Annotated in this window: 21 protein-coding genes; 8 read left to right on the top strand and 13 right to left on the bottom strand. The window is 70.5% G+C overall.

What is annotated here, in order from left to right:
• Positions 1-27: 27 nt before the first annotated feature.
• From EYQ95_RS14240 to EYQ95_RS14230, 3 genes are all read left to right on the top strand, one after another.
• A complete protein-coding gene (locus EYQ95_RS14240; protein ID WP_370451257.1) occupies positions 28-804 on the top strand; it encodes an NAD kinase in 777 nt (258 codons plus the stop codon).
• 73 nt (positions 805-877) lie between these two features.
• On the top strand, positions 878-1,765 hold the full coding sequence (locus EYQ95_RS14235; protein WP_132327883.1) for an SDR family oxidoreductase: 888 nt from the start codon (positions 878-880) through the stop codon (positions 1,763-1,765).
• A gap of 49 nt (positions 1,766-1,814) precedes the next feature.
• Entirely contained in the window at positions 1,815-2,741 is a 927-nt protein-coding gene (locus EYQ95_RS14230; RefSeq protein WP_132327882.1) for a 5'-nucleotidase, read from the top strand.
• A gap of 22 nt (positions 2,742-2,763) precedes the next feature.
• Here EYQ95_RS14230 and EYQ95_RS14225 read toward each other — a convergent pair whose 3' ends face one another.
• The 13 genes from EYQ95_RS14225 to asnS all read right to left on the bottom strand — a co-directional run bounded on the left by EYQ95_RS14225 (position 2,764) and on the right by asnS (position 14,659).
• On the bottom strand, positions 2,764-3,333 hold the full coding sequence (locus tag EYQ95_RS14225) for a DUF2939 domain-containing protein (protein ID WP_132327881.1): 570 nt from the start codon (positions 3,331-3,333) through the stop codon (positions 2,764-2,766).
• A gap of 61 nt (positions 3,334-3,394) precedes the next feature.
• Positions 3,395-4,834: an exodeoxyribonuclease I gene (gene sbcB / locus EYQ95_RS14220; RefSeq protein WP_132327880.1), complete on the bottom strand. Its 1,440-nt coding sequence runs from the start codon at positions 4,832-4,834 to the stop codon at positions 3,395-3,397.
• Entirely contained in the window at positions 4,831-6,201 is a 1,371-nt protein-coding gene (locus tag EYQ95_RS14215) for an NAD(P)/FAD-dependent oxidoreductase (protein WP_132327879.1), read from the bottom strand. Before EYQ95_RS14215 ends, sbcB begins: the two co-directional genes overlap by 4 nt.
• A 102-nt stretch (positions 6,202-6,303) precedes the next feature.
• Positions 6,304-7,572 (bottom strand): kynureninase, encoded by a 1,269-nt coding sequence (gene kynU, locus EYQ95_RS14210; protein ID WP_132327878.1) that lies wholly within the window; start codon positions 7,570-7,572, stop codon positions 6,304-6,306.
• 8 nt (positions 7,573-7,580) lie between these two features.
• A complete protein-coding gene (locus EYQ95_RS14205) occupies positions 7,581-8,591 on the bottom strand; it encodes an amidohydrolase family protein (protein WP_132327877.1) in 1,011 nt (336 codons plus the stop codon).
• A 63-nt stretch (positions 8,592-8,654) separates the two neighbouring features.
• On the bottom strand, positions 8,655-9,206 hold the full coding sequence (locus tag EYQ95_RS14200; RefSeq protein ID WP_132327876.1) for a 3-hydroxyanthranilate 3,4-dioxygenase: 552 nt from the start codon (positions 9,204-9,206) through the stop codon (positions 8,655-8,657).
• The gene (locus EYQ95_RS14195; protein ID WP_132327875.1) at positions 9,203-9,631 is read right to left on the bottom strand and encodes a RidA family protein; all 429 of its coding nucleotides are present in this window, start codon (positions 9,629-9,631) and stop codon (positions 9,203-9,205) included. The genes EYQ95_RS14200 and EYQ95_RS14195 overlap by 4 nt, the downstream gene beginning before the upstream one ends.
• On the bottom strand, positions 9,628-10,293 hold the full coding sequence (can, locus tag EYQ95_RS14190) for a carbonate dehydratase (protein ID WP_132327874.1): 666 nt from the start codon (positions 10,291-10,293) through the stop codon (positions 9,628-9,630). The genes EYQ95_RS14195 and can overlap by 4 nt, the downstream gene beginning before the upstream one ends.
• Positions 10,290-11,723 (bottom strand): aldehyde dehydrogenase, encoded by a 1,434-nt coding sequence (locus tag EYQ95_RS14185; protein WP_132327873.1) that lies wholly within the window; start codon positions 11,721-11,723, stop codon positions 10,290-10,292. Before EYQ95_RS14185 ends, can begins: the two co-directional genes overlap by 4 nt.
• Before the next feature lie 24 nt (positions 11,724-11,747).
• On the bottom strand, positions 11,748-12,533 hold the full coding sequence (locus EYQ95_RS14180; RefSeq protein WP_132327872.1) for an SDR family oxidoreductase: 786 nt from the start codon (positions 12,531-12,533) through the stop codon (positions 11,748-11,750).
• A 115-nt stretch (positions 12,534-12,648) separates the two neighbouring features.
• Positions 12,649-12,954: a hypothetical protein gene (locus EYQ95_RS14175; RefSeq protein ID WP_132327871.1), complete on the bottom strand. Its 306-nt coding sequence runs from the start codon at positions 12,952-12,954 to the stop codon at positions 12,649-12,651.
• Entirely contained in the window at positions 12,951-13,259 is a 309-nt protein-coding gene (locus tag EYQ95_RS14170) for a hypothetical protein (RefSeq protein WP_132327870.1), read from the bottom strand. Before EYQ95_RS14170 ends, EYQ95_RS14175 begins: the two co-directional genes overlap by 4 nt.
• Entirely contained in the window at positions 13,259-14,659 is a 1,401-nt protein-coding gene (gene asnS / locus EYQ95_RS14165; protein ID WP_132327869.1) for an asparagine--tRNA ligase, read from the bottom strand. Before asnS ends, EYQ95_RS14170 begins: the two co-directional genes overlap by 1 nt.
• Before the next feature lie 138 nt (positions 14,660-14,797).
• Between asnS and EYQ95_RS14160 the strand changes: the two genes are divergently transcribed.
• The 5 genes from EYQ95_RS14160 to rplI all read left to right on the top strand — a co-directional run bounded on the left by EYQ95_RS14160 (position 14,798) and on the right by rplI (position 18,608).
• Complete coding sequence (locus tag EYQ95_RS14160; RefSeq protein WP_132327868.1) at positions 14,798-15,133, top strand: iron-sulfur cluster assembly accessory protein; 336 nt, start codon at positions 14,798-14,800, stop codon at positions 15,131-15,133.
• A gap of 64 nt (positions 15,134-15,197) precedes the next feature.
• Complete coding sequence (locus EYQ95_RS14155; protein ID WP_132327867.1) at positions 15,198-17,030, top strand: DUF885 family protein; 1,833 nt, start codon at positions 15,198-15,200, stop codon at positions 17,028-17,030.
• Positions 17,031-17,304: 274 nt separating this feature from the next.
• Positions 17,305-17,727 carry a 30S ribosomal protein S6 gene (rpsF, locus tag EYQ95_RS14150; RefSeq protein ID WP_132327866.1) on the top strand — a complete coding sequence of 141 codons (423 nt, stop codon included), beginning with the start codon at positions 17,305-17,307 and terminating at the stop codon, positions 17,725-17,727.
• An 11-nt stretch (positions 17,728-17,738) separates the two neighbouring features.
• Positions 17,739-17,969 (top strand): 30S ribosomal protein S18, encoded by a 231-nt coding sequence (rpsR, locus tag EYQ95_RS14145; RefSeq protein WP_123769111.1) that lies wholly within the window; start codon positions 17,739-17,741, stop codon positions 17,967-17,969.
• A gap of 186 nt (positions 17,970-18,155) precedes the next feature.
• Complete coding sequence (rplI, locus tag EYQ95_RS14140; protein WP_132327865.1) at positions 18,156-18,608, top strand: 50S ribosomal protein L9; 453 nt, start codon at positions 18,156-18,158, stop codon at positions 18,606-18,608.
• The last annotated feature ends 179 nt before the right edge of the window (positions 18,609-18,787 follow it).

Raw genomic sequence — 18,787 nt, 5'->3', positions numbered from 1 at the left:
TATCCTCGGTACATGCTGACCGAACCGATGCTGAGCTCACGCCCGCGGCTTGCCTTCCTGGCCGCGCCCTCGGCCGAGGCACAGGCGCTGCGTGCCGAGTTGGCGCAGCGTTACGACGACCACGCGCCCGGCGAGGCCGACGTTCTCGTCGCACTCGGCGGCGACGGCTTCATGCTGCAGACGCTCCACCGCCACGGTGGCCATGGGAAGCCGGTCTACGGCATGAAGCTGGGCACGCTCGGCTTCCTGATGAACCAGCACCGGGGCGATGCGTTGATCGAGCGGCTGCATGCCGCCGAGCCGGCGGTGTTGCGGCCGCTGGAGATGCTCGTGCAGACCGAGTCGGGCGCGAGCGTCGGCTCGCTGGCCTACAACGAGGTCTCGCTGCTGCGCCAGACCCGGCAGGCCGCGCACATCCGCATCGACCTCAACGGCCAGACGCGCCTGGACGAGCTGATCTGCGACGGCGTGATGGTTGCCACCGCCGCGGGGAGCACGGCCTACAACTTCTCGGCGCACGGCCCCATCCTGCCGCTGGGCTCCAATGTCGTCGCGCTGACGCCGATCGCCGCCTTCCGGCCGCGTCGCTGGCGGGGCGCGGTGCTCAAGGCCGACACCGAGGTGCGCTTCACCGTGCTGGATCCCTACAAGCGGCCGGTGAGCGCCACGGCCGATTCGCACGAAGTGCGTGACGTGGTCGAGGTGACCATCCGCGAGTCGCGCGACCGGACCGTGACCCTGCTCTTCGATCCCGAGCACAACCTCGAGGAACGCATGCTGGCCGAGCAGTTCACCAGCGGGTGAGCGACGGTCACGGCGCGTTCGCAGCCGTCTAACGCCGCCTTTTCCAGCATGGGGCTTTCCGCGGAGGTGCGCGATGAAAGCCCGGCTCAAGCCCCTGGACCAGCAGGTCATCGTCATCACCGGCGCGAGCAGCGGCATCGGCCTTGCCACCGCGCTCATGGCAGCCGAGCGCGGCGCGAAGGTCGTGCTGGTGGCACGCAGCCGCCAGACGCTGGACGAGATCCGCCAGGGCCTGGAGCAGTCCGGCCACGAGGCCGCAACGCTGGCGGCGGACGTCGCGGACCGCGCCGCGCTGGAGGATGCCGCACGCCTGGCGGTCGACCGCTTCGGGCGCATCGACACCTGGGTCAACAATGCCGGGGTGTCGATCTACGGCCGCATCGACGAGGTCAGCGAGGAGGACAACCGCCGCCTGTTCGAGACGAACTTCTGGGGCACGGTGAACGGCTCGCTGGTCGCCTTGCCCTACCTCAAGCGCCAGGGCGGCGCGCTCATCAACGTGGGCAGCGAGGTGTCCGACGCCGTCATCCCGCTCCAGGGCATGTACAGCGCCAGCAAGCACGCAGTGAAGGGGTTCACCGATGCGCTCCGGGTGGAGGTCGAACTGCTCGACAAGGCACCCGTCGAAGTCGTGCTGATCCAGCCGACCGCGGTCGACACGCCGTACCCGGAGCACGCCGGCAACTACATGGCGCAGGAGCCCAAGCTGCCGACGCCGATGATCCGGCCGGAGGACGTCGCCGAGGCCATCCTGGAGGCGGCGGTGGAAGGCGGGCGCGACGTCAGGGTGGGCGCCATGTCGAAGATGAACACCCTGACGGCCCGGCTCGCACCGGCCCTGGGCGACCGCGTTTCGGCCCGCCAGGCCGGCCGCCAGCAACGCGACGAGCGCGAGCGCGATCCGCAGGGCGCGCTGTACCGGGCGACCGAGGACGGGCGTACGCACGGCCGCGCCAGCTGAGCCGCGGGGCGGCGCACGTCCTGCGACGGCCGGCGTGCACAATAGCCGCATGCCCGACCGTGACGCCGACCCCCTGATCGTCGCCATTTCCTCGCGGACCCTGTTCGACCTCGAGGAAGGCCACCAGCTCTTCGAACGCGACGGCCTGGAAGCCTATGCCGACTACCAGCGCAGGCGCGAGAGCGACGTGCTGTCGCCGGGCATCGCCTTTCCGCTGGTGCGCAAGCTGCTCAAGCTCAACCAGGACGCACCGCCGGAGGCGCCGCACGTCGAGGTGATCCTCATCTCGCGAAATTCCGCGGATACCGGCCTGCGCATCTTCAATTCGATCGAGCACCACGGCCTGGCCATCCGCCGCGCGGCCTTCAGCAATGGCGCGCCGCCCTATCCCTACATCCGCCCCTTCGGCGCCGACCTGTTCCTCTCCGCCCATGGCGAGGACGTGCGCGCGGCGCTGCAGGCGGGGGTGGCGGCCGCGATGCTGCTGCCGTCGGCCTCGCGCTCGCCCGCCGCCGCGGCGGGCAATCCCGACCAGTTGCGCATCGCCTTCGACGGCGATGCGGTGATCTTCGACGACGAGGGCGAACGGGTCTCGCGCGAGGGCGGGCTGGCGGCTTTCGCCGAACACGAGCGCCGACGCGCGGGCGAGCCGCTATCGGGCGGGCCGTTCCGCGGCTTCCTGGACGCGCTGCATCGCCTGCAGCAGGCCTTCCCGACCGGCGAGGCGGCACCGATCCGCACCGCGCTGGTCACCGCGCGCTCGGTGCCGGCCCACGAACGGGTGATCCGTACCCTGCGCGACTGGGGCATCCGGCTGGACGAAGCCCTGTTCCTCGGCGGCCGAGCCAAGGGCCCGTTCCTGGAAGCCTTCGGCGCCGACATCTTCTTCGACGACTCCGAGCACAACATCGTGTCCGCACGCGACCACGTGGCCGCGGGACACGTGCCTCACGGCGTCGCGAACCGGACGCTCTGACGGCCGCGCTCGCCCGGCGGGCTCAACCCGTGAGGTTGCCTATCAGCGCGTCGATGGGCAGGCGCACGTCGGTCATGCGCCAGCGCAGCCCGTCGCGCGAGAAGACGAAGACCACGGGCGCGCCGTCGGCGTTCTGCACCGTCGCGGTGAAGCGCGAGGTCGACTCGAACCGGTAGCGTGCGTCGGCGAGGGGGTCGAGGCTGCCCGGCTGTGGCTCGCCCGAGGGCGTGCGTTCCGGCGGCAGGCCCATCACGCGGCGGACGATGGAGCGCCCCTGCAGCACCGCGCCGATTCCCGCGGGCGTCACCAGGAGGTCGACGACTCCGCCGGCCAGGCCCTGCGTCACCTGTGCGCCTATGCCGCGGAGCTCGGCCGGGAGGTCCGGCTCGGCCATGCGCCGCGCGATGTAGTCCTCCAGCTGGGCGCGCACGCTCGCGCGCACCAGCGGGAAGTCGACGTGACGCTCCAGGCCGCGCATGTCGCCGCGCTGCACGTCGTCCCGGATGGCATGCAGCGCGATGAAGGGCCCGGCGGCGACGTAGGCCGCGAGCCCGAGAACCGCGAGCAGGAGGACGGCAAGGAGCTTTTTCATGGAGGACTCGGCCGGACGATGGCGGGAAGCTTACGGAGCCGTCGTGAGCGCCACGCCGAGATCAGGCCAGTTCCGCTCGAAGGCCGCGGCCCCAGTCCTCCAGGGCGTCGAGCAGCGCACGCACGCGCGCGTCCTCGCCGTGCCCCGCCCGCAGTGCGTCGAGTTCGCCGAAGTAGGTTTCGAACGTGTTCTCCGACCGCGACGGATCGGCCAGGCGCTCGCGCCGGTAGCCGTCCCAGCGGTCGCGTTCGCCCTGCGCGAGCGTCTCGCGCCAGTTGCGGGCGCGGTAGCGAAACAGCAGTTCGGGCAGGCGCGCGTCGCGGAAGCCGAAGTCCGCGCCGGCCAGCGCCGACGGCGGGCTGGTGCGCACGCGCGGGAAATGCGCGCGGTCCTCGTCCGGGAGGAAGCCGTCGTACAGGCTCGCATCGCAGTCCGATGGCGGCCGGTCGATGGCGCGGGCGTAGACGCGGCGCACCTTCTCGGCGATCTCGGGGCCTGCGGCGCGAAGGCGGGAGAGATTGCGCTCGACGGTGGCCGGGTCGATGCGCAGCCGTGCCAGGTCGGCCTCGCGCAGGTGGTCCCACTGCACCAGCGCCGGGCAGCGGTTGAGGTGGACTTCCTTGAGGGCGATGCGCTCGGTGCCGGGCGGCAGCTGGTCCTGGGGCACGTAGAGCGAGTCGGCGATGGTGTCGGCATCCTCGCGCAGCAGGCGCTCGGGGTCCTGCAGCAGGTCGACGACGATGATGCGGTTGCCGATGCGCGGATGCATGGCCAGCGGCGCCACCGGCGCGGCGCAGAGCCGGCTCGCCGGGAAGCGCTGCGACACGTGCAGCACCGGCGTCATGTGCACGACGTCGAGCAGGCTCGCGGCGAAGCGCTTGTCGCGAAGGCGCAGGCAGTAGTCCCACAGGCGCGGCTGGGCAGCGCGCAGGCGTCGGCCCAGGCCGATCAGCGCGCGCACGTCCGACAGCGCTTCGTGGGCGTCGCCGTCGCGCACGCCATTGGCCCTGGCGAGGCCCTCGAGCGTGAAGCTGGGCGTGCCGTCCTCGCGGTAGACCCATTCGATGCCCTCGGGGCGCAGCGCATGGGCCAGCCGCATGACGTCCAGCAGGTCCCAGCGGCAGTTGCCGCCGCGCCACTCGCGTTCGTAGGGGTCGTAGAAGTTGCGGAACAGCCCGTGGCGCACGAACTCGTCATCGAAGCGGATCGAGTTGTAGCCGGCCGTGCAGGTGCCGGGCCGCATCATCTGCTCGAAGATGCGCGCGAAGGCCTCGGCCTCGTTCACGCCGTGGTCGCAGGCGTGCTGCGGCGTGATGCCGGTGACCATGGTCGCACCGGGTGAGGGCAGCAGGTCGTCGGCCGGCTTCACGTAGAAGCAGACGGGGTCGTCGACCTGGTCGAGCGAGGTGTCGGTGCGGATGGCCGCGAACTGCGCGATGCGGCTCCGGCGCGGGCAGGCCCCGAACGTCTCGAGGTCGTAGAAGAAGAAGCTGTCGGTCACGGCCCCGCCTCGTCCAGCATCGACAGCGTTTCCAACACGCGCCGGTCCACGTGCGACCAGTCCAGCGTGTCCAGGCTCGCATGGCCGGCCGTAAGTTCGCCGAGCAGCGCCCGCTGCACCTGGCCGCGCTCGAACGCCACGGCGTACGGCACGCGCATGAAGCTGACCATGGAGTAGCGCGGCACGTAACGCCCCGGGTGGCGTTCGGCGAGCAGCCGTTCGAGGGCGCGCTGGAGCAGGTAGTCGTCGTCGTCCACGCGATCGCGCATCTCGAGGTAGTTCTCGAGCGCCATCTGCTGGATCGCGCGGGCATTGGGCAGGCGTTCGGCCTGGAAGGCGGCGAAGGCCGATTCGCAGTCCGGCGCGCGATCGAGATGGTCGGCCAGCGCCACGCAGTCCTCGAACGCGCAGTTCATGCCCTGGCCGTGGAAGGGCACCATCGCGTGCGCGGCGTCGCCGAGGAGCACGGCCGCGCCACCCAGGTGCCAGCGATCGAGATAGAGCGTGGCCAGCAGGCCGGTGGGATTGTGCTCGAAGTCGTGCTCCAGCCGCGGGATCAGCGGCAGCGCATCGGCGAAGTCGCGCGCGAAGAGCGCGTGGGCCTCGGCGCCGGTGCGGATGCTGGCGAAGCTCGGGTCGCCCTCGTTCGGCAGGAAGAGGGTGACCGTGAACGTGCGTTCGTCGTTGGGCAGGGCGATGCACATGTAGCGCCCGCGCGGCCAGATGTGCAGGGCGTTGGGCTCGATGCGGAAGGCGCCGTCGTCGGCCGGCGGGATCTCCAGCTCCTTGTAGGAATGCCCGAGCGACTCGGTGCGCTCGCCGAGCTCCGCCCGCGCAGCCATCGCGTGCCGCAGCGCGGAACCCGCGCCGTCGGCGCCGATCAGGCTGCCAAAGCGCGCCTGGTGCAGCGAGCCGTCGCGGTCGTCCCGGAACGTGGCGACATGGCCGTCGAAGTCCACGCCCGACAGGCCCCTGTGGAAGTGCACGCGGGCGCCAGCGGCTTCGGCGATCCCGAGCAGGATGACGTTGAGCTCGCCGCGATGGACCGACCAGATCACCTCGCTGTCGTCGCGCCCGTAGCGCTGCAGGTCGGTGCGGCCGTCCGCGAAGTGCACCATGCGGCCCCGCATCATCACGGCCTGCTGCATCACGGCGTCGTCGGCGCCTGCCAGGCGAAGCGCGTGGCGGCCACGCTCCGCCAGGGCGAGGTTGATCGAACGCCCGCCGGCGTAGCCCTGCACGCGCGGATCGCCACGCTTCTCGTAGACATCGACCTGCCAGCCGCGCCGCACCAGCAGCGTGGCGAGCAGCGCGCCCGCGAGGCCGGCGCCGATGATGGTGATGTGGCGGTCGCTCGGTGCGGTCACGGAGGCCTCAGGCGCGGCGTGGTGTGGACAGTCTGGACGATCGGGCGGCGGCCTGTCGCGTCGAAGCCGGGCCGCTTGGCTTCAGGAAACCCAGCCGCGGCGTCATGCGCGCCAGCCTGCGACCGCGCGCGCGAAACGCAACACGTCGGCGTGGTTGTTGTAGAGCGGGGCGGGCGAGATGCGGATGACGTCGGGCTCGCGCCAGTCGCCCAGCACGCCATGCGCGGCCAGGTGTTCGAACAGCGCGCGGCCCTGTTCGCGCCCGCCCCGGACGCGCAGCGACAGCTGGCAGCCACGCTGCGCGGGATCGCGCGGGGTCACGATTTCCAGTACGTCTCCGAGCCCGGCGTCGATCAGCGCTTCGAGGTAGCCGGTCAGCGAGCGCGACTTGGCGCGAAGCGCCGGCAGGCCGGCCCGGTCGAACAGCTCCAGCGACGCGCGCAGCGGCGCCATGGCGAGGATGGGCGGGTTGCTCAGCTGCCAGCCGTCGGCCCCGGGCGCGGGATGGAATTCGGGCCCCATGCGGAAGCGGCTTGAGGCGTCGTGGCCCCACCAGCCCGCGAAGCGGGGCAGGTCGGCATGCGCATGCCGCTCGTGCACGAAGGCGCCGCCCACCGCGCCGGGGCCGGAGTTGACGTATTTGTAGTGGCACCACGCGGCGAAGTCGGCGCCGCTGTCGTGAAGTTGCAGGTGGAGGTTGCCGACCGCATGCGCCAGGTCGAAGCCGCACTGCGCGCCGGCCGCATGGGCCAGGCCCGCGATGGCCTTCAGGTCGAAGGCCTGGCCTGTCCGGTACTGCACGCCCGGCCAGAGCACCAGCGCGAGCCGGTCGCGATGGCGCTCGATCTCCGCAGCGATCGCATCCATGGAGAACAGGCCGCCCGGCCCGTCGGGTTGCACCTCGATGAGGTCGGTCGCCGGGTCGAAGCCGTGGAAGCGCACCTGCGATTCGGCCGCGTGGCGGTCCGACGGGAACGCACCGGCCTCGATCAGCAGCGCGGGACGTTCGCGGGTCGGACGGTAGAAGCTCGCCATCAGCAGGTGCAGGTTGACGGTGAGCGTGTTCATCGCCACCACTTCCACCGGCTTCGCGCCGACCAGGCGCGCCAGCGGCTCGCGCACGAGCTCGTGGTAGCTCATCCACTGGGCCTCGCCGGTGAAGTGGCCTTCGACGGCGTCCTCCTCCCACTTGCGCAGCACCGTCTCCACGTGCGCCCGCGCGCCGCGCGGCTGCAGGCCGAGCGAATTGCCCACGAAATAGGCCATCGGCTGGCCGTCGTGGCGGGGAATCAGGAACTCGTCGCGGAAGCCGCGCAGCGGGTCGGCAGCGTCGAGGGCCGCGGTGTGCGCGTCGGTATGCAGGTCGGTCATGCCGGGTCTCAGGCGAAGCGCGACAACGGGAGCCCGAGCCATTCCAGGGCGGTGCCGTGGTAGAGCCGGGCGCGGTCGGTGTCGGAAAGATCGAGTGCGGCGATCCCGGCGCCCGGTTCCTGCTCGCCCAGCGGGAAGGGGTAGTCGGTGCCCAGCATCACGCGCTCGGTGCCGCAGGTGTCGAGCAGGTACTGCAGCGCGCGCGGGTCGGCCACCCAGGAATCGAAGTACAGCCGCGACAGGTAGTCCCGCGGGTTGCGGGGATTGTCGGTGGCGACCAGGTCCGGCCGCATGTTGAAGCCGTGCTCGATGCGGCCGATGGTGTAGGGGAACGAGCCGCCGCCGTGCGCCAGGCAGATCCTCAGTTTCGGCAGCCGCTCGAGCACGCCGCCGAAGATCAGGCAGCAGGCCGCGCGCGATTGCTCGGCCGGCATGCCCACCAGCCAGGGTAGCCAGTACTTGGGCATGGACTCGGTGCCCATCATGTCCCAGGGATGCACGAGGATCGCCGCACCCAGCTCGCTGGCGGCCTGGAAGAACTCGAAGAGCTCCGGCGCGTCCAGGTTCCAGTTGCCTACGTGGCTACCGATCTGCACGCCCTGCAGGCCGAGCTGGTCGATGCAGCGTTCCAGCTCCTGCACCGCGAGGCGGGGCGACTGCAAAGGCACCGTGCCGATGCCGGCGTAGTGGCGCGGATGGTCGCGAACGGTCTGCGCCATGTGGTCGTTGAGGGCCTGGTGCAGCTCCAGCGCATGCTGCGGCCTGGCCCAGTAGCTGAACATCACCGGCACGGTGCTGATGACCTGCACCTGCACGCCGAAGCGCGCGTAGTCGTCGATGCGCTCGCGGGGGTCCCAGGTCTTGCTGAAGATCTCGCGGAAGAACTTGCCGTCCTTGTAGATACGGTGGCGGCCGTCGTCGGTGTGGTGGATGACCGGGAAGCGCGCGTCGCCGTACTTGCGCGCGAGATCGGGCCAGTCGCGCGGCAGGTAGTGGGCGTGGGTATCGATCTTCAGCACGGGCGCGGTACGCGGTGTCGGGCGAGGCAGCAAAGATACCCGAGGCCGCCGCCGGTACGGGCCTCAGGTGACGTCGGCCTCGGAGTCCGCCTGCAGCTCGTAGCGGCCCGGGCGCGGGTTGAGGTGGCCGCAGGCCTTGCAGGTGCGCAGGGCGTCGTCGCGGTAGAAGCGCTCGAAGATCCGGAAGAAATCCTGCTCGATGTCGACGAGGTGGAAGAACTCCTCGTAGACCTTCGCGTTGCAGCGCTCGCAGAACCACATGAGCGCGTCGTCCTCGTGCGGCAGGCGCCGGCGCTCGATCACCAGCCCCACGCCGCCTTCGCTGCGCTGCGGGCTGTGCGGCACGCGCGGCGGGAGGTAGAACATCTCGCCGGCGCGGATCGGGATGTCGCGCACCGCACCGTCCTCCTGGATGCGCAGCACCATCTCGCCCTCGAGCTGGTAGAAGAACTCCGGCCCCTCCTCGAAGTGGTAGTCGGTGCGGGCGTTCGGGCCCCCGACGATCATCACGATGTAATCGTCGTCGACGATGCACTTGTTGCCGACCGGCGGGCGCAGCAGCTCGCGGTGCTCGTCCACCCAGCGCTGCAGGTCGATCGGGCCGGGCAGCTTCATTGGCGCAGCACCGCGATGCACTTGGCTTCCACCGCGATCGGCGTGGGCAGCCAGCTGACGCCGACGGTGGTCCGGCAGGGCGCGTTCGCGGCGTCGGGGAAATACTCGGCCCAGATCGCGTTGTAGATGCGGAAGTCGCGCGGCAGGTCGGTCAGGTAAACGGTGACGTCGACCAGGTCCTCCCACTTCGCGCCGGCGGCCTCCAGCACGGCGCGAACGTTGCGGAACACGGCCCGGCACTGCGCCTCGATGTTGTAGCAGACCAGGTTGCCGTCCTGGTCGTGCACGTCGCCGCTCACCGCATCGGTGTCCGGATCGCGCGGCCCGATGCCCGAAAGGAAGAGCAGGTTGCCGACGCGGCGCGCGTGAGGGTACTGGCCCACGGGGGTCGGCGCCTTGTCCTCGATGATGATGCTTTCGGTCATTTGCTATCGCTCCGGGTTTCGATGCGGGCCAGCGCCTGCGCATGGCAGTCGGCGACGCTGTCGCCCGGGCCGACGTGCAGGCCCAGGTCGCGCACCAGGCCGTCCTCCAGCCGGTAGACCCAGCCATGGACGGTGACGTCCTGCCCGCGGGCCCAGGCGTCGCGCAGGATGGTCGTCCGGCACACGTTGACCACCTGCTGCAGCACGTTGAGCTCGCACAGCCGGTCGTGCTGCGCCTGCGCGTCGCCGGCCGCCTCGAGGCAGGGGCCATGCTTCTCGGCCACGTCGGCGACGTGACGCACCCAATTGTCGGCGAGGCCGAGTCGCCGTTGTGTCAGCGCCGCGTGTACGCCGCCGCAACCGTAGTGGCCCACCACGAGGATGTGCTTGACCTGCAGCACGTCCACCGCGAACTGGATGACCGAGAGGCAGTTGAGGTCGGTATGCACGACCACGTTCGCGATGTTGCGATGGACGAAGACCTCGCCCGGCGCCATGCCGATGATCTGGTTGGCCGGCACGCGCGAGTCGGAGCAGCCGATCCACAGGTATTCGGGCGCCTGCTGGCCGGACAGGCGCGCGAAGAAGTCGGGGTCTTCCTGCACGACGCGGTCGGCCCAGTCGCGGTTGCGGCCCAGCAGGTCGGTGATGGAGTAGGTCACGGGCAGTTCTCCAGGCTCAGGCCGATGTTCTTGGGCTCGGTGAAGAAGCGCATCGCTTCCAGGCCGCCCTCGCGGCCCAGTCCGGAAGCGCCCACGCCGCCGAAGGGCGTGCGCAGGTCGCGCTGCATCCAGGTATTGATCCAGACCATGCCTACGCGCAGGCGGTGCGCCAGGCGATGCGCGCGGCCGAGGTCGCGCGTCCATACGGAGGCGGCGAGGCCGTAGTCGCAGGCATTGGCGAGGGCGAGGGCATGTGGCTCGTCGTCGAAGGGCTGAAGGGTCGCGACCGGGCCGAAGATCTCCTCCCGGTTCGTGGCGCAGTCCGGCCCGAGGCCTTCGATGACCGTGGGCGGCACGAACCAGCCGTCGCCCGGCAGCGGCTGGCCGCCGCAGAGCACGCGGCCGCCTTCCGAGCGCGCGCGCCCGATCGCCGCCATCACCTTGTCGAAGTGCGCCTGCGAGACCAGCGGGCCGAGGTCGGTCGCCTCGTCGGCCGGATCGCCCACCCGCAGGGCCTGGGCGCGCGCGGCGAAGGCCTCGCGGAACTCGCCGAGGATGCCGCGCTCGACCAGGATGCGCGAGCCGCAGAGGCAGATCTGCCCGGAGTTCTGGAAGGCGGAGCGGACGATGAGGTCGATGTGCTCGCGCCAGGGCGCGTCCGCGAAGACGATCGTCGCGTTCTTGCCGCCCAGCTCCAGCGAGGTCCTGCGCAGCAGCGGCGCGGCGAGCCCGGCGATGCGCCGACCCACGGCGGTGCTGCCGGTGAAGGTGACGGCGCGTACCTGCGCGTGCGTCACCAGCGGCTCGCCCGCCTCGGGTCCCGTGCCATGCACGATGTTGAGCACGCCGGGCGGCAGGCCGATGTCGGCGGCCAGCTCGCCCAGCAGCGTCGCGGTCCACGGCGTGACTTCGGAAGGCTTGGCGACGACCGCGTTGCCGGCCGCTAGCGCCGGGGCGATCTTCCAGGTAAGCAGGTACAGCGGCAGGTTCCAGGGCGATATCGCCGCGACCACGCCGAGCGGAGAACGCAGGGTGTAGTTGAGGCCGGCCTCGCCGTGGTGCGATTCGCTGGCGAACTGGGTGGCCGCGTGCGCGAAGAAGCGGAAGTTCGACACCGCACGCGGGATCTCGATGCCGCGCGCGAGACGGATGGGCTTGCCGGCATCGCGCGACTCGGCGGCCGCGAAGTCGTCCAGCCGCTGTTCGAGGGCATCGGCCAGCCGTTCGAGCCAGCGCGCCCGCTCGCTTGCACGCAGTTCCGCCCAGGGGCCGGCGGCGCGCGCGGCCGCGGCGACGGCAGCGTCCACGTCGGCGCGGTCGCCCGCCGCCACCTGGCCGAACGCATTGCCCGTGGCCGGCTCGAGGACGTCGAGCCAGCGGCCGCTGGAAGGCCCGCAGGGTCGGCCGTCGATCCAGTGTGTCAGTCGCATGCGGCTAGCCTAGCGCCCGGCCGGTCAGATGGACTGCATGCGGCCGCCGTCCACGGCCAGGCTCACGCCATTGACGTAGCCGGCTGCCGGCGAGCAGAGGAAGGCGATCGCGGCCGCCACCTCGTGCGCCTCCGCGAAACGGCCGGCGGGCACGGTGCGCTGCATGGCGTCGGCGACATCCTGCTCGCTCTGTCCCGACGCGCGTGCGCGATCGGCCAGGATCTGCGCCAGCCGCGCCGTGCGGGTGTAGCCGGGCAGCACGTTGTTCACGGTGATTCCGTGCGGGCCCAGCTCGCGCGAGAGCGTCTTGGCCCAACCGGCGACGGCGCCGCGCACGGTGTTGGATACGCCGAGGTTGGGGATCGGCTCGCGTACCGAGGTCGAAACCACGTTGACGATGCGCCCCCAGCCCACCGCGCGCATCCCGTCGAGCGTGGCGGCGACCAGCACCTGCCCGGCGAGCACGTGCCGGGCGAAGGCATCGCGGTATGCGTCGAGCGTGGCCGCATGCGCCGGGCCACCCGGCGGGCCGGCCGTGTTGTTCACGAGGATGTGGACGGGCCTGGCTGCCACCTGCTCGCGCACCCGGCGGTCCAGCTGTTCGAGGTCCGACACGTCGGCCGCGAGCACGCCGTGTGCCTGCGCGCCGCGCACCGGCAGCGAGCCCGCCACGTCCTGCAGCACGTCCGCGCGGCGCGAGAGGACCGTCACGTCCGCGCCGAGCAGCGCCAGCTCATGCGCGGCGGCGCGTCCGATGCCTTCGGAGGCACCGCAGACGAGTGCGTGGCGGCCGGTGAGGTCGAGATCCATGGTCAGTCCTCGGCGTTGGCCCGCGCAGGGCGGGCGAGGGGGCGTGCAGGACCGCTGCGGGCGGCGGAAGTGGCAAAGGCGCGATCGGCCCGAACGGCACGGCGCCACCGCCGGCTCACTGCCTCGGCGGCAGGCGCAGGACCATCTGCGGACGCAACGCCTCCGGATCGTTCCCGCGCGGCGGAGCGAGCGTGGACAGGTCGATGCCGCGTGCGGCTGCGTCCTCGTCGTCCAACCCGTCCAGCGCCACGAACTCGGCGTCCATCAGGGCGGCGCGGGCACTGTCCTCGCTGTCGTAGGGCAGCGTGGCGCCATCGCAGTCGAAGACCTCGGCCGTGCCCGCTTCGAGGACGCGCAGGCGCGCCCAGATCAGGGTGTTGCCGGCGGTTGCGAGCCACCATTCGTCGCGGGTATCGCTCATGCGCCCATCCACCAGGAAGCCAGCCAGAGCAGCCAGGCGGCCAGCAGGCCGCCGATGATCGTCATCAGGGATACGCGCGCCGGGGTCGCCAGGCCGCTGAGGTTGCGGTCGCCCGTCGCGCGATAGTCGCCTCGAAGCAGCCAGGCCAGCGCCGACGGCCGGTAGAAGGCGCCAGGGCCCAGCCGCGCGGCCACGTCCGGATGCCGGTCGCGGATGTGCACCAGCGCGAGCGGCCAGAAGATCGCCAGCGCGGTGGCGCCGCCGATGGCGATGCCCACAAAGCACAGCGCCAGGAACAGGATCATCAGAACTCCGCCTGGCCCGGCGCGCGCGGGTAGGGAATGGCATCGCGGATGTTCGACAGGCCGCAGACGTAGACCACCAGGCGCTCGAAGCCCAGGCCGAAGCCGGCGTGGGGGACGGTGCCGTAGCGGCGGAAGTCGCGGTACCAGCCGTAGTGCTCGGCGTCGAGGCCGAACTGCGCCATGCGGCGGTCGAGCACATCCAGGCGCTCCTCGCGCTGGCTGCCGCCGATGATCTCGCCGATGCCGGGGGCGAGCACGTCCATCGCGGCGACGGTGTTCCCGTCGTCGTTGAGGCGCATGTAGAACGCCTTGATGTGCTCGGGGTAGTTCATGACCACGACCGGGCGGCCGACGTGCTGTTCGGTGAGCCAGCGCTCGTGCTCGGTCTGCAGGTCCAGGCCCCACTCGACCGGGAAGTCGAACTTCTCGCCCGACTTCTGCAGCAACGCGATCGCATCGGAGTACTCGATGCGCTCGAAAGGCGCGTTGATGAACGCTTCGAGCCGCGTCACCGCATCCTTCTGCACGCGCTCGGCGATGAAGGCCATGTCGTCGGCCCGCTCGTCCAGCACCGCGCGGAACAGGTACTTCAGGAAGTCCTCGGCCACCGACGCGTCCTCGGCGAGGTCCGCGAACGCGATCTCCGGCTCGATCATCCAGAACTCGGCCAGGTGGCGCGTGGTGTGCGAATTCTCGGCGCGGAACGTCGGGCCGAAGGTGTAGACCTTGCTCAGCGCCAGGCAGTAGGCCTCGACGTTGAGCTGGCCCGAGACGGTCAGGAACGCCTCCTTGCCGAAGAAGTCGCGCGAGAAGTCGACGTTGCCCTTGCCGTCGCGGGGCAGGTTGGTCATGTCGAGGGTGGACACGCGGAACATCTGCCCCGCGCCCTCGGCATCGGACGTGGTGATGATCGGCGTATTGACCCAGAAGTAGCCGCGCTCGTGGAAGAAGCGGTGCACGGCGTTGGCGAGCGTGTGGCGGATGCGCGTGACCGCGCCGAACAGGTTCGTGCGCGGGCGCAGGTGCGCCACCTCGCGGAGGAACTCCAGCGAATGCGCCTTGGGCTGGATCGGATACGTCTCCGGGTCCTCCACCCAGCCGACCACGTCGATCGCGGAGGCCTGGATCTCGAACGACTGCCCCTGGCCCTGCGACTGCACCAGCGTGCCGCGCGCGATCACGGCGCAGCCGGCGGTGAGGCGCCTGACCTCGCTCTCATAGTTCGGCAGGTCCGCCGGTGCCACCACCTGGATCGGCGCGAAGCACGAGCCGTCGCTCAGGTTGACGAAGCTGAGGCCGGCCTTGGAATCGCGGCGGGTGCGGACCCAGCCGCGCACGGTGACTTCGCCGCCCAGCGGCACCTTGCCCGCGAGCGCCTGCTGCACGCTGATGACCGTCATGCGCTGACCACCATGGCTTGAAACTCCGGCCCGCGGGCCCGATGTGGGGGACGAAGAGTTTACGTGCTGTTGCCGGTGGCGCGCAGCGCGCCGCCTATACTCGCCTCCGTTCCGACAAGGTGTTTTCCGGAGTTCTCCATGGCCGTTTCCCTCGCCCCCGCCGCGCTCGACCGCGTCCGCCGCTACCTCGCGGAGTCGCCCGGATCGCTGGGCCTGCGGTTCGGCGTCAAGCGCACCGGCTGCTCGGGCTGGCAGTACGTGGCTGACCTGGCGAAGGAAAGCGGGGAGGGCGACCGCGTCTTCCTGCAGGAGGACGTGCGGATCTTCGTGGACGAGGCCAGCCTGCCCATCGTCGATGGCACGGAGATCGACCTCGTCCGCCAGAAGCTCGGCGAGCAGTTCGTGTTCCGCAATCCGAACGTGCGTGCCGAATGCGGCTGCGGCGAGAGCTTCACCACCGCCGACCAGGACTGACGGCACCCGGCAGCGGCCCGGGGCGGCGCTAGACTCGGGGCGTCCACTGCCCGGAGTCTTTCGGATGCTGCGTCCCGTCCTGCTCGCCGTCGCGCTGTCGGCGGCCCTCGCCTCCCATCCCGCCCGGGCCCAGGCACCCGTCACGCAGGCCCGTCCGGCCGCCAGCGAGGCCAGCCGCGCCTTGCACGCCCTCTTCGACGAGGAATGGGAGCGCGGCCTGCGCGAGTCGCCGGAAAGCGCGTCGGCCGACGGCGACCTGCGCTGGAACGACCGCTGGACCGACTACAGCCTCGAAGCCATCCGAGCCCGCCAGGCGGCCGACCGGGCGGCGCTCGCCCGCCTGAGGGCGATCGACCGCAACGCGCTGTCGGAGGCCGACCGCCTCAATTACGACGTCTTCGCCTGGTCGCTGGAGCGCTCGGTGGAGCGCCAGCGCTTCAACGAATGGCAGCGTCCGCTGTCCCAGCGCGGCGGGGTGCAGACCGCCGACGAGATGGTGGAGATCCTGCGCTTCTCCACCGTCAAGGACTACGAGGACTGGACCCGTCGCCTGGAAGCGCTGCCCACCGTCGTCCGGCAGAACATCGTGCTCATGCGCGAGGGCCTGAAGGCCGGCAACACGCCGCCACGCGTGCTGATGGAGCGCGTGCCGGCGCAGATCGCGGCCCAGCTGGTCGACGACCCGACCAGGAGCCGCTTCTACGCGCCTTTCGCGAAGATGCCCGGCTCGCTCGGGGCGGCCGACCGGTCCCGCCTGCAGGCGCGCGCGGCGCAGGTGATCCGTGAGCGCGTGGTCCCGGCCTACCGCGAGCTAGCGACCTTCTTCGAGAAGGAGTACCTCCCGGGTACGCGCAGCACCACGGCGGCGGTCGACCTGCCGGACGGGCGGGCCTACTACGACTTCCTCGCCGGCTTCTTCACCACCACCGACCTCACCGCCGACCAGATCCACGACATCGGCCTGAAGGAGGTCGCGCGCATCCGCGCGGAGATGGAGAAGGTCCGCGAGGAAGTCGGCTTCAAGGGCACGCTGGCGCAGTTCTTCGACCACCTGCGTACCGAACCGAAGTTCTTCAAGAAGACGCCCGCGGAACTGCTCGAGGCCTACCAGGCGATCAGCAAGCGCATCGACCCGGAACTCGTGAAGGTGTTCCGCACCATCCCGCGGCTGCCCTACGGCGTGCGGCCGATTCCCGACGCCATCGCGCCCGATACGACGACCGCCTACTACCAGCCCGGTGCGCTCGACGGCAGCCGCGCAGGCTTCTACTACGTCAACCTCTACAAGCCGGAGGTGCGCCCGACGTGGGAGATGATGGCGCTGTCGCTGCACGAGGCCGTGCCCGGCCATCACTTCCAGTTCGCGCGCAGCATGGAGCTGGAGGACGTGCCCAACTTCCGCCGCACCAGCTACTTCACCGCCAACGGCGAGGGCTGGGGGCTGTATGCCGAGCGCCTCGGCTACGACATGGGGCTTTACGACGACCCCTACGACCGCATGGGCCAGCTGGCCTACGACATGTGGCGCGCCGTGCGGCTGGTGGTCGACACGGGCATGCACACCAAGGGCTGGAGCCGCGACCGCGCCATCGCGTACTTCATGGACAACGCGCCCAAGACGCGGCAGGACATCGTCAACGAGATCGACCGCTACATCTCCTGGCCGGGGCAGGCGCTGGGCTACAAGATCGGCCAGCTGAAGATCTCGGAACTGCGCGAGCGATCGCGCGTGGCCCTGGGCGACCGCTTCGACCTCCGCGACTTCAACGATGCCGTCCTCGCCACGGGGTCGGTCCCGCTGTCGGTGCTCGAGGCGCATATCGACCGGTGGATCGCCGCCCGGAAGGCGGTGCCGGCCGCCGCACCGGCCACGGCGGGCGGAGCGCCGGCGGAATAGCGGTCCCGACCGGCCGAGGCCCGCTACCGTCGCCCGACGGTCGCCGGGGGCGGCATGGCCGCCCGACGGGGCGCGGTGCCGATCGGGCCTACCGGCGATCGCCCGCACCTCCAGGTGGCCGGGCACAGCCGTTTCACGCCCTTTGCACGTAAGCCCTTGAGCTGCCATAATTTCTGGCTCCGCGGCCTCCGGGTCGTGGCGACCTTGCTCCACCGCCGTCGTATCGCGGGGGGCTGACCGGCGCCTGCGCGCCGCCATCCACAAGGAAACGAAAATGCGTCATTACGAAGTCGTGTTCCTGGTCCATCCGGACCAGAGCGAGCAGGTGCCGGCCATGATCGAGCGCTACAAGGCGCTGATCGAAGGCGCCGAGGGCAAGGTGCACCGCCTGGAAGACTGGGGCCGCCGCCAGCTGGCCTATCCGATCCAGAACCTGGTCAAGGCCCACTACGTCATGCTCAACATCGAGGCCACCCAGGCCACGATGAACGAGCTGGTCGACAGCTTCCGCTTCAACGACGCGGTCCTGCGCCACCTCGTGATCAAGCGCGACGGCCCGGAGACCGAGCAGTCCCTGATCATGAAGTTCAAGGACGAGAAGGGCGACAAGGGCGAGCGCGGCGAGCGCCGCCGCCGTGACGACGAGGGCGAGGCCGCTCCCGCCGCCGAAGCCTCCGACAACGCCGAAGCCGCCTGAGGAACACGTCCATGTCCAAGTTTTTCCGTCGCCGCAAGTTCTGCAAGTTCACGGCCGAGGGTGTGAAGGAGATCGACTACAAGGATCTCAACACCCTGCGCCAGTACCTCACCGAGACCGGCAAGATCGTCCCCAGCCGCGTCACCGGCACCAAGTCGAAGTACCAGCGCCAGCTGGCCACGGCGGTCAAGCGCGCCCGTTACCTGGCGCTGATCCCGTACACCGACAACCACAACGCCTGAGTCCGGGTCCTCCGGAACAGCCCGCACGTCCACGTGCGGGCCGTTGATCCGGATCCTTCGGAAAGGCCCGCACCTCCGTGTGCGGACCCTTCGACAGGAAGCACTCGCGATCCCATCCATTCGGACAGCGATCCGCTGTGTCGCCCGGCACCGGCCGCGCGGCACTAACGAATACGGAGCATCACCATGCAGCTCATCCTCCTGCAGAACGTCACCAACCTCGGCAAGCTCGGCGACAAGGTCACCGTCAAGCCGGGCTACGGCCGCAACTTCCTCGTGCCGCAGGGCAAGGCCGTTCCGGCCACCCCGGCGAACCTGGCCGACTTCGAGGCGCGCCGCGCCGAGTTCGAGGCCAAGGCCAAGGCCCAGCTGGAAGGCGCCGAGAAGCGCCGCGCCGAGCTCGAGGGCGTCGAGGTCACCATCAGCGCGAATGCGTCGGCCGAAGGCAAGCTGTTCGGCTCGGTCACGCCGCGCGACATCGCCGAGCAGCTCACCAAGCTCGGCCACAAGGTCGACAAGTCGGAAGTCGTGATGGGCGAAGGCCCGTTCCGCCGCACCGGCGAGTACGAAGTCGTCGTGCGCCTGCATGCCGACATCGAGCAGACCGTGAAGGTGATCGTGGTCGGCGAACAGGCCTGATCGCGACATCGATGGTGGAAGGAAGAGGGCGCCGCGAGGCGCCCTTTTCGTTGCGCGTCGTCCGGTCTGACGTGTCGGCCCGCGCCGGTGAACATGGACCGCGCGCGATCCCGTCGATGGCTGCGATGACGATTGGGGACAGGCCGCGCGTGACCCGCGCCGTGCGGCGCCTCGCTCGC

This window comes from Lysobacter sp. N42 (assembly GCF_004344885.1).
Note: the sequence above shows the minus strand (reverse complement) of the source record. Positions and strands in the feature narration are given on the sequence as shown.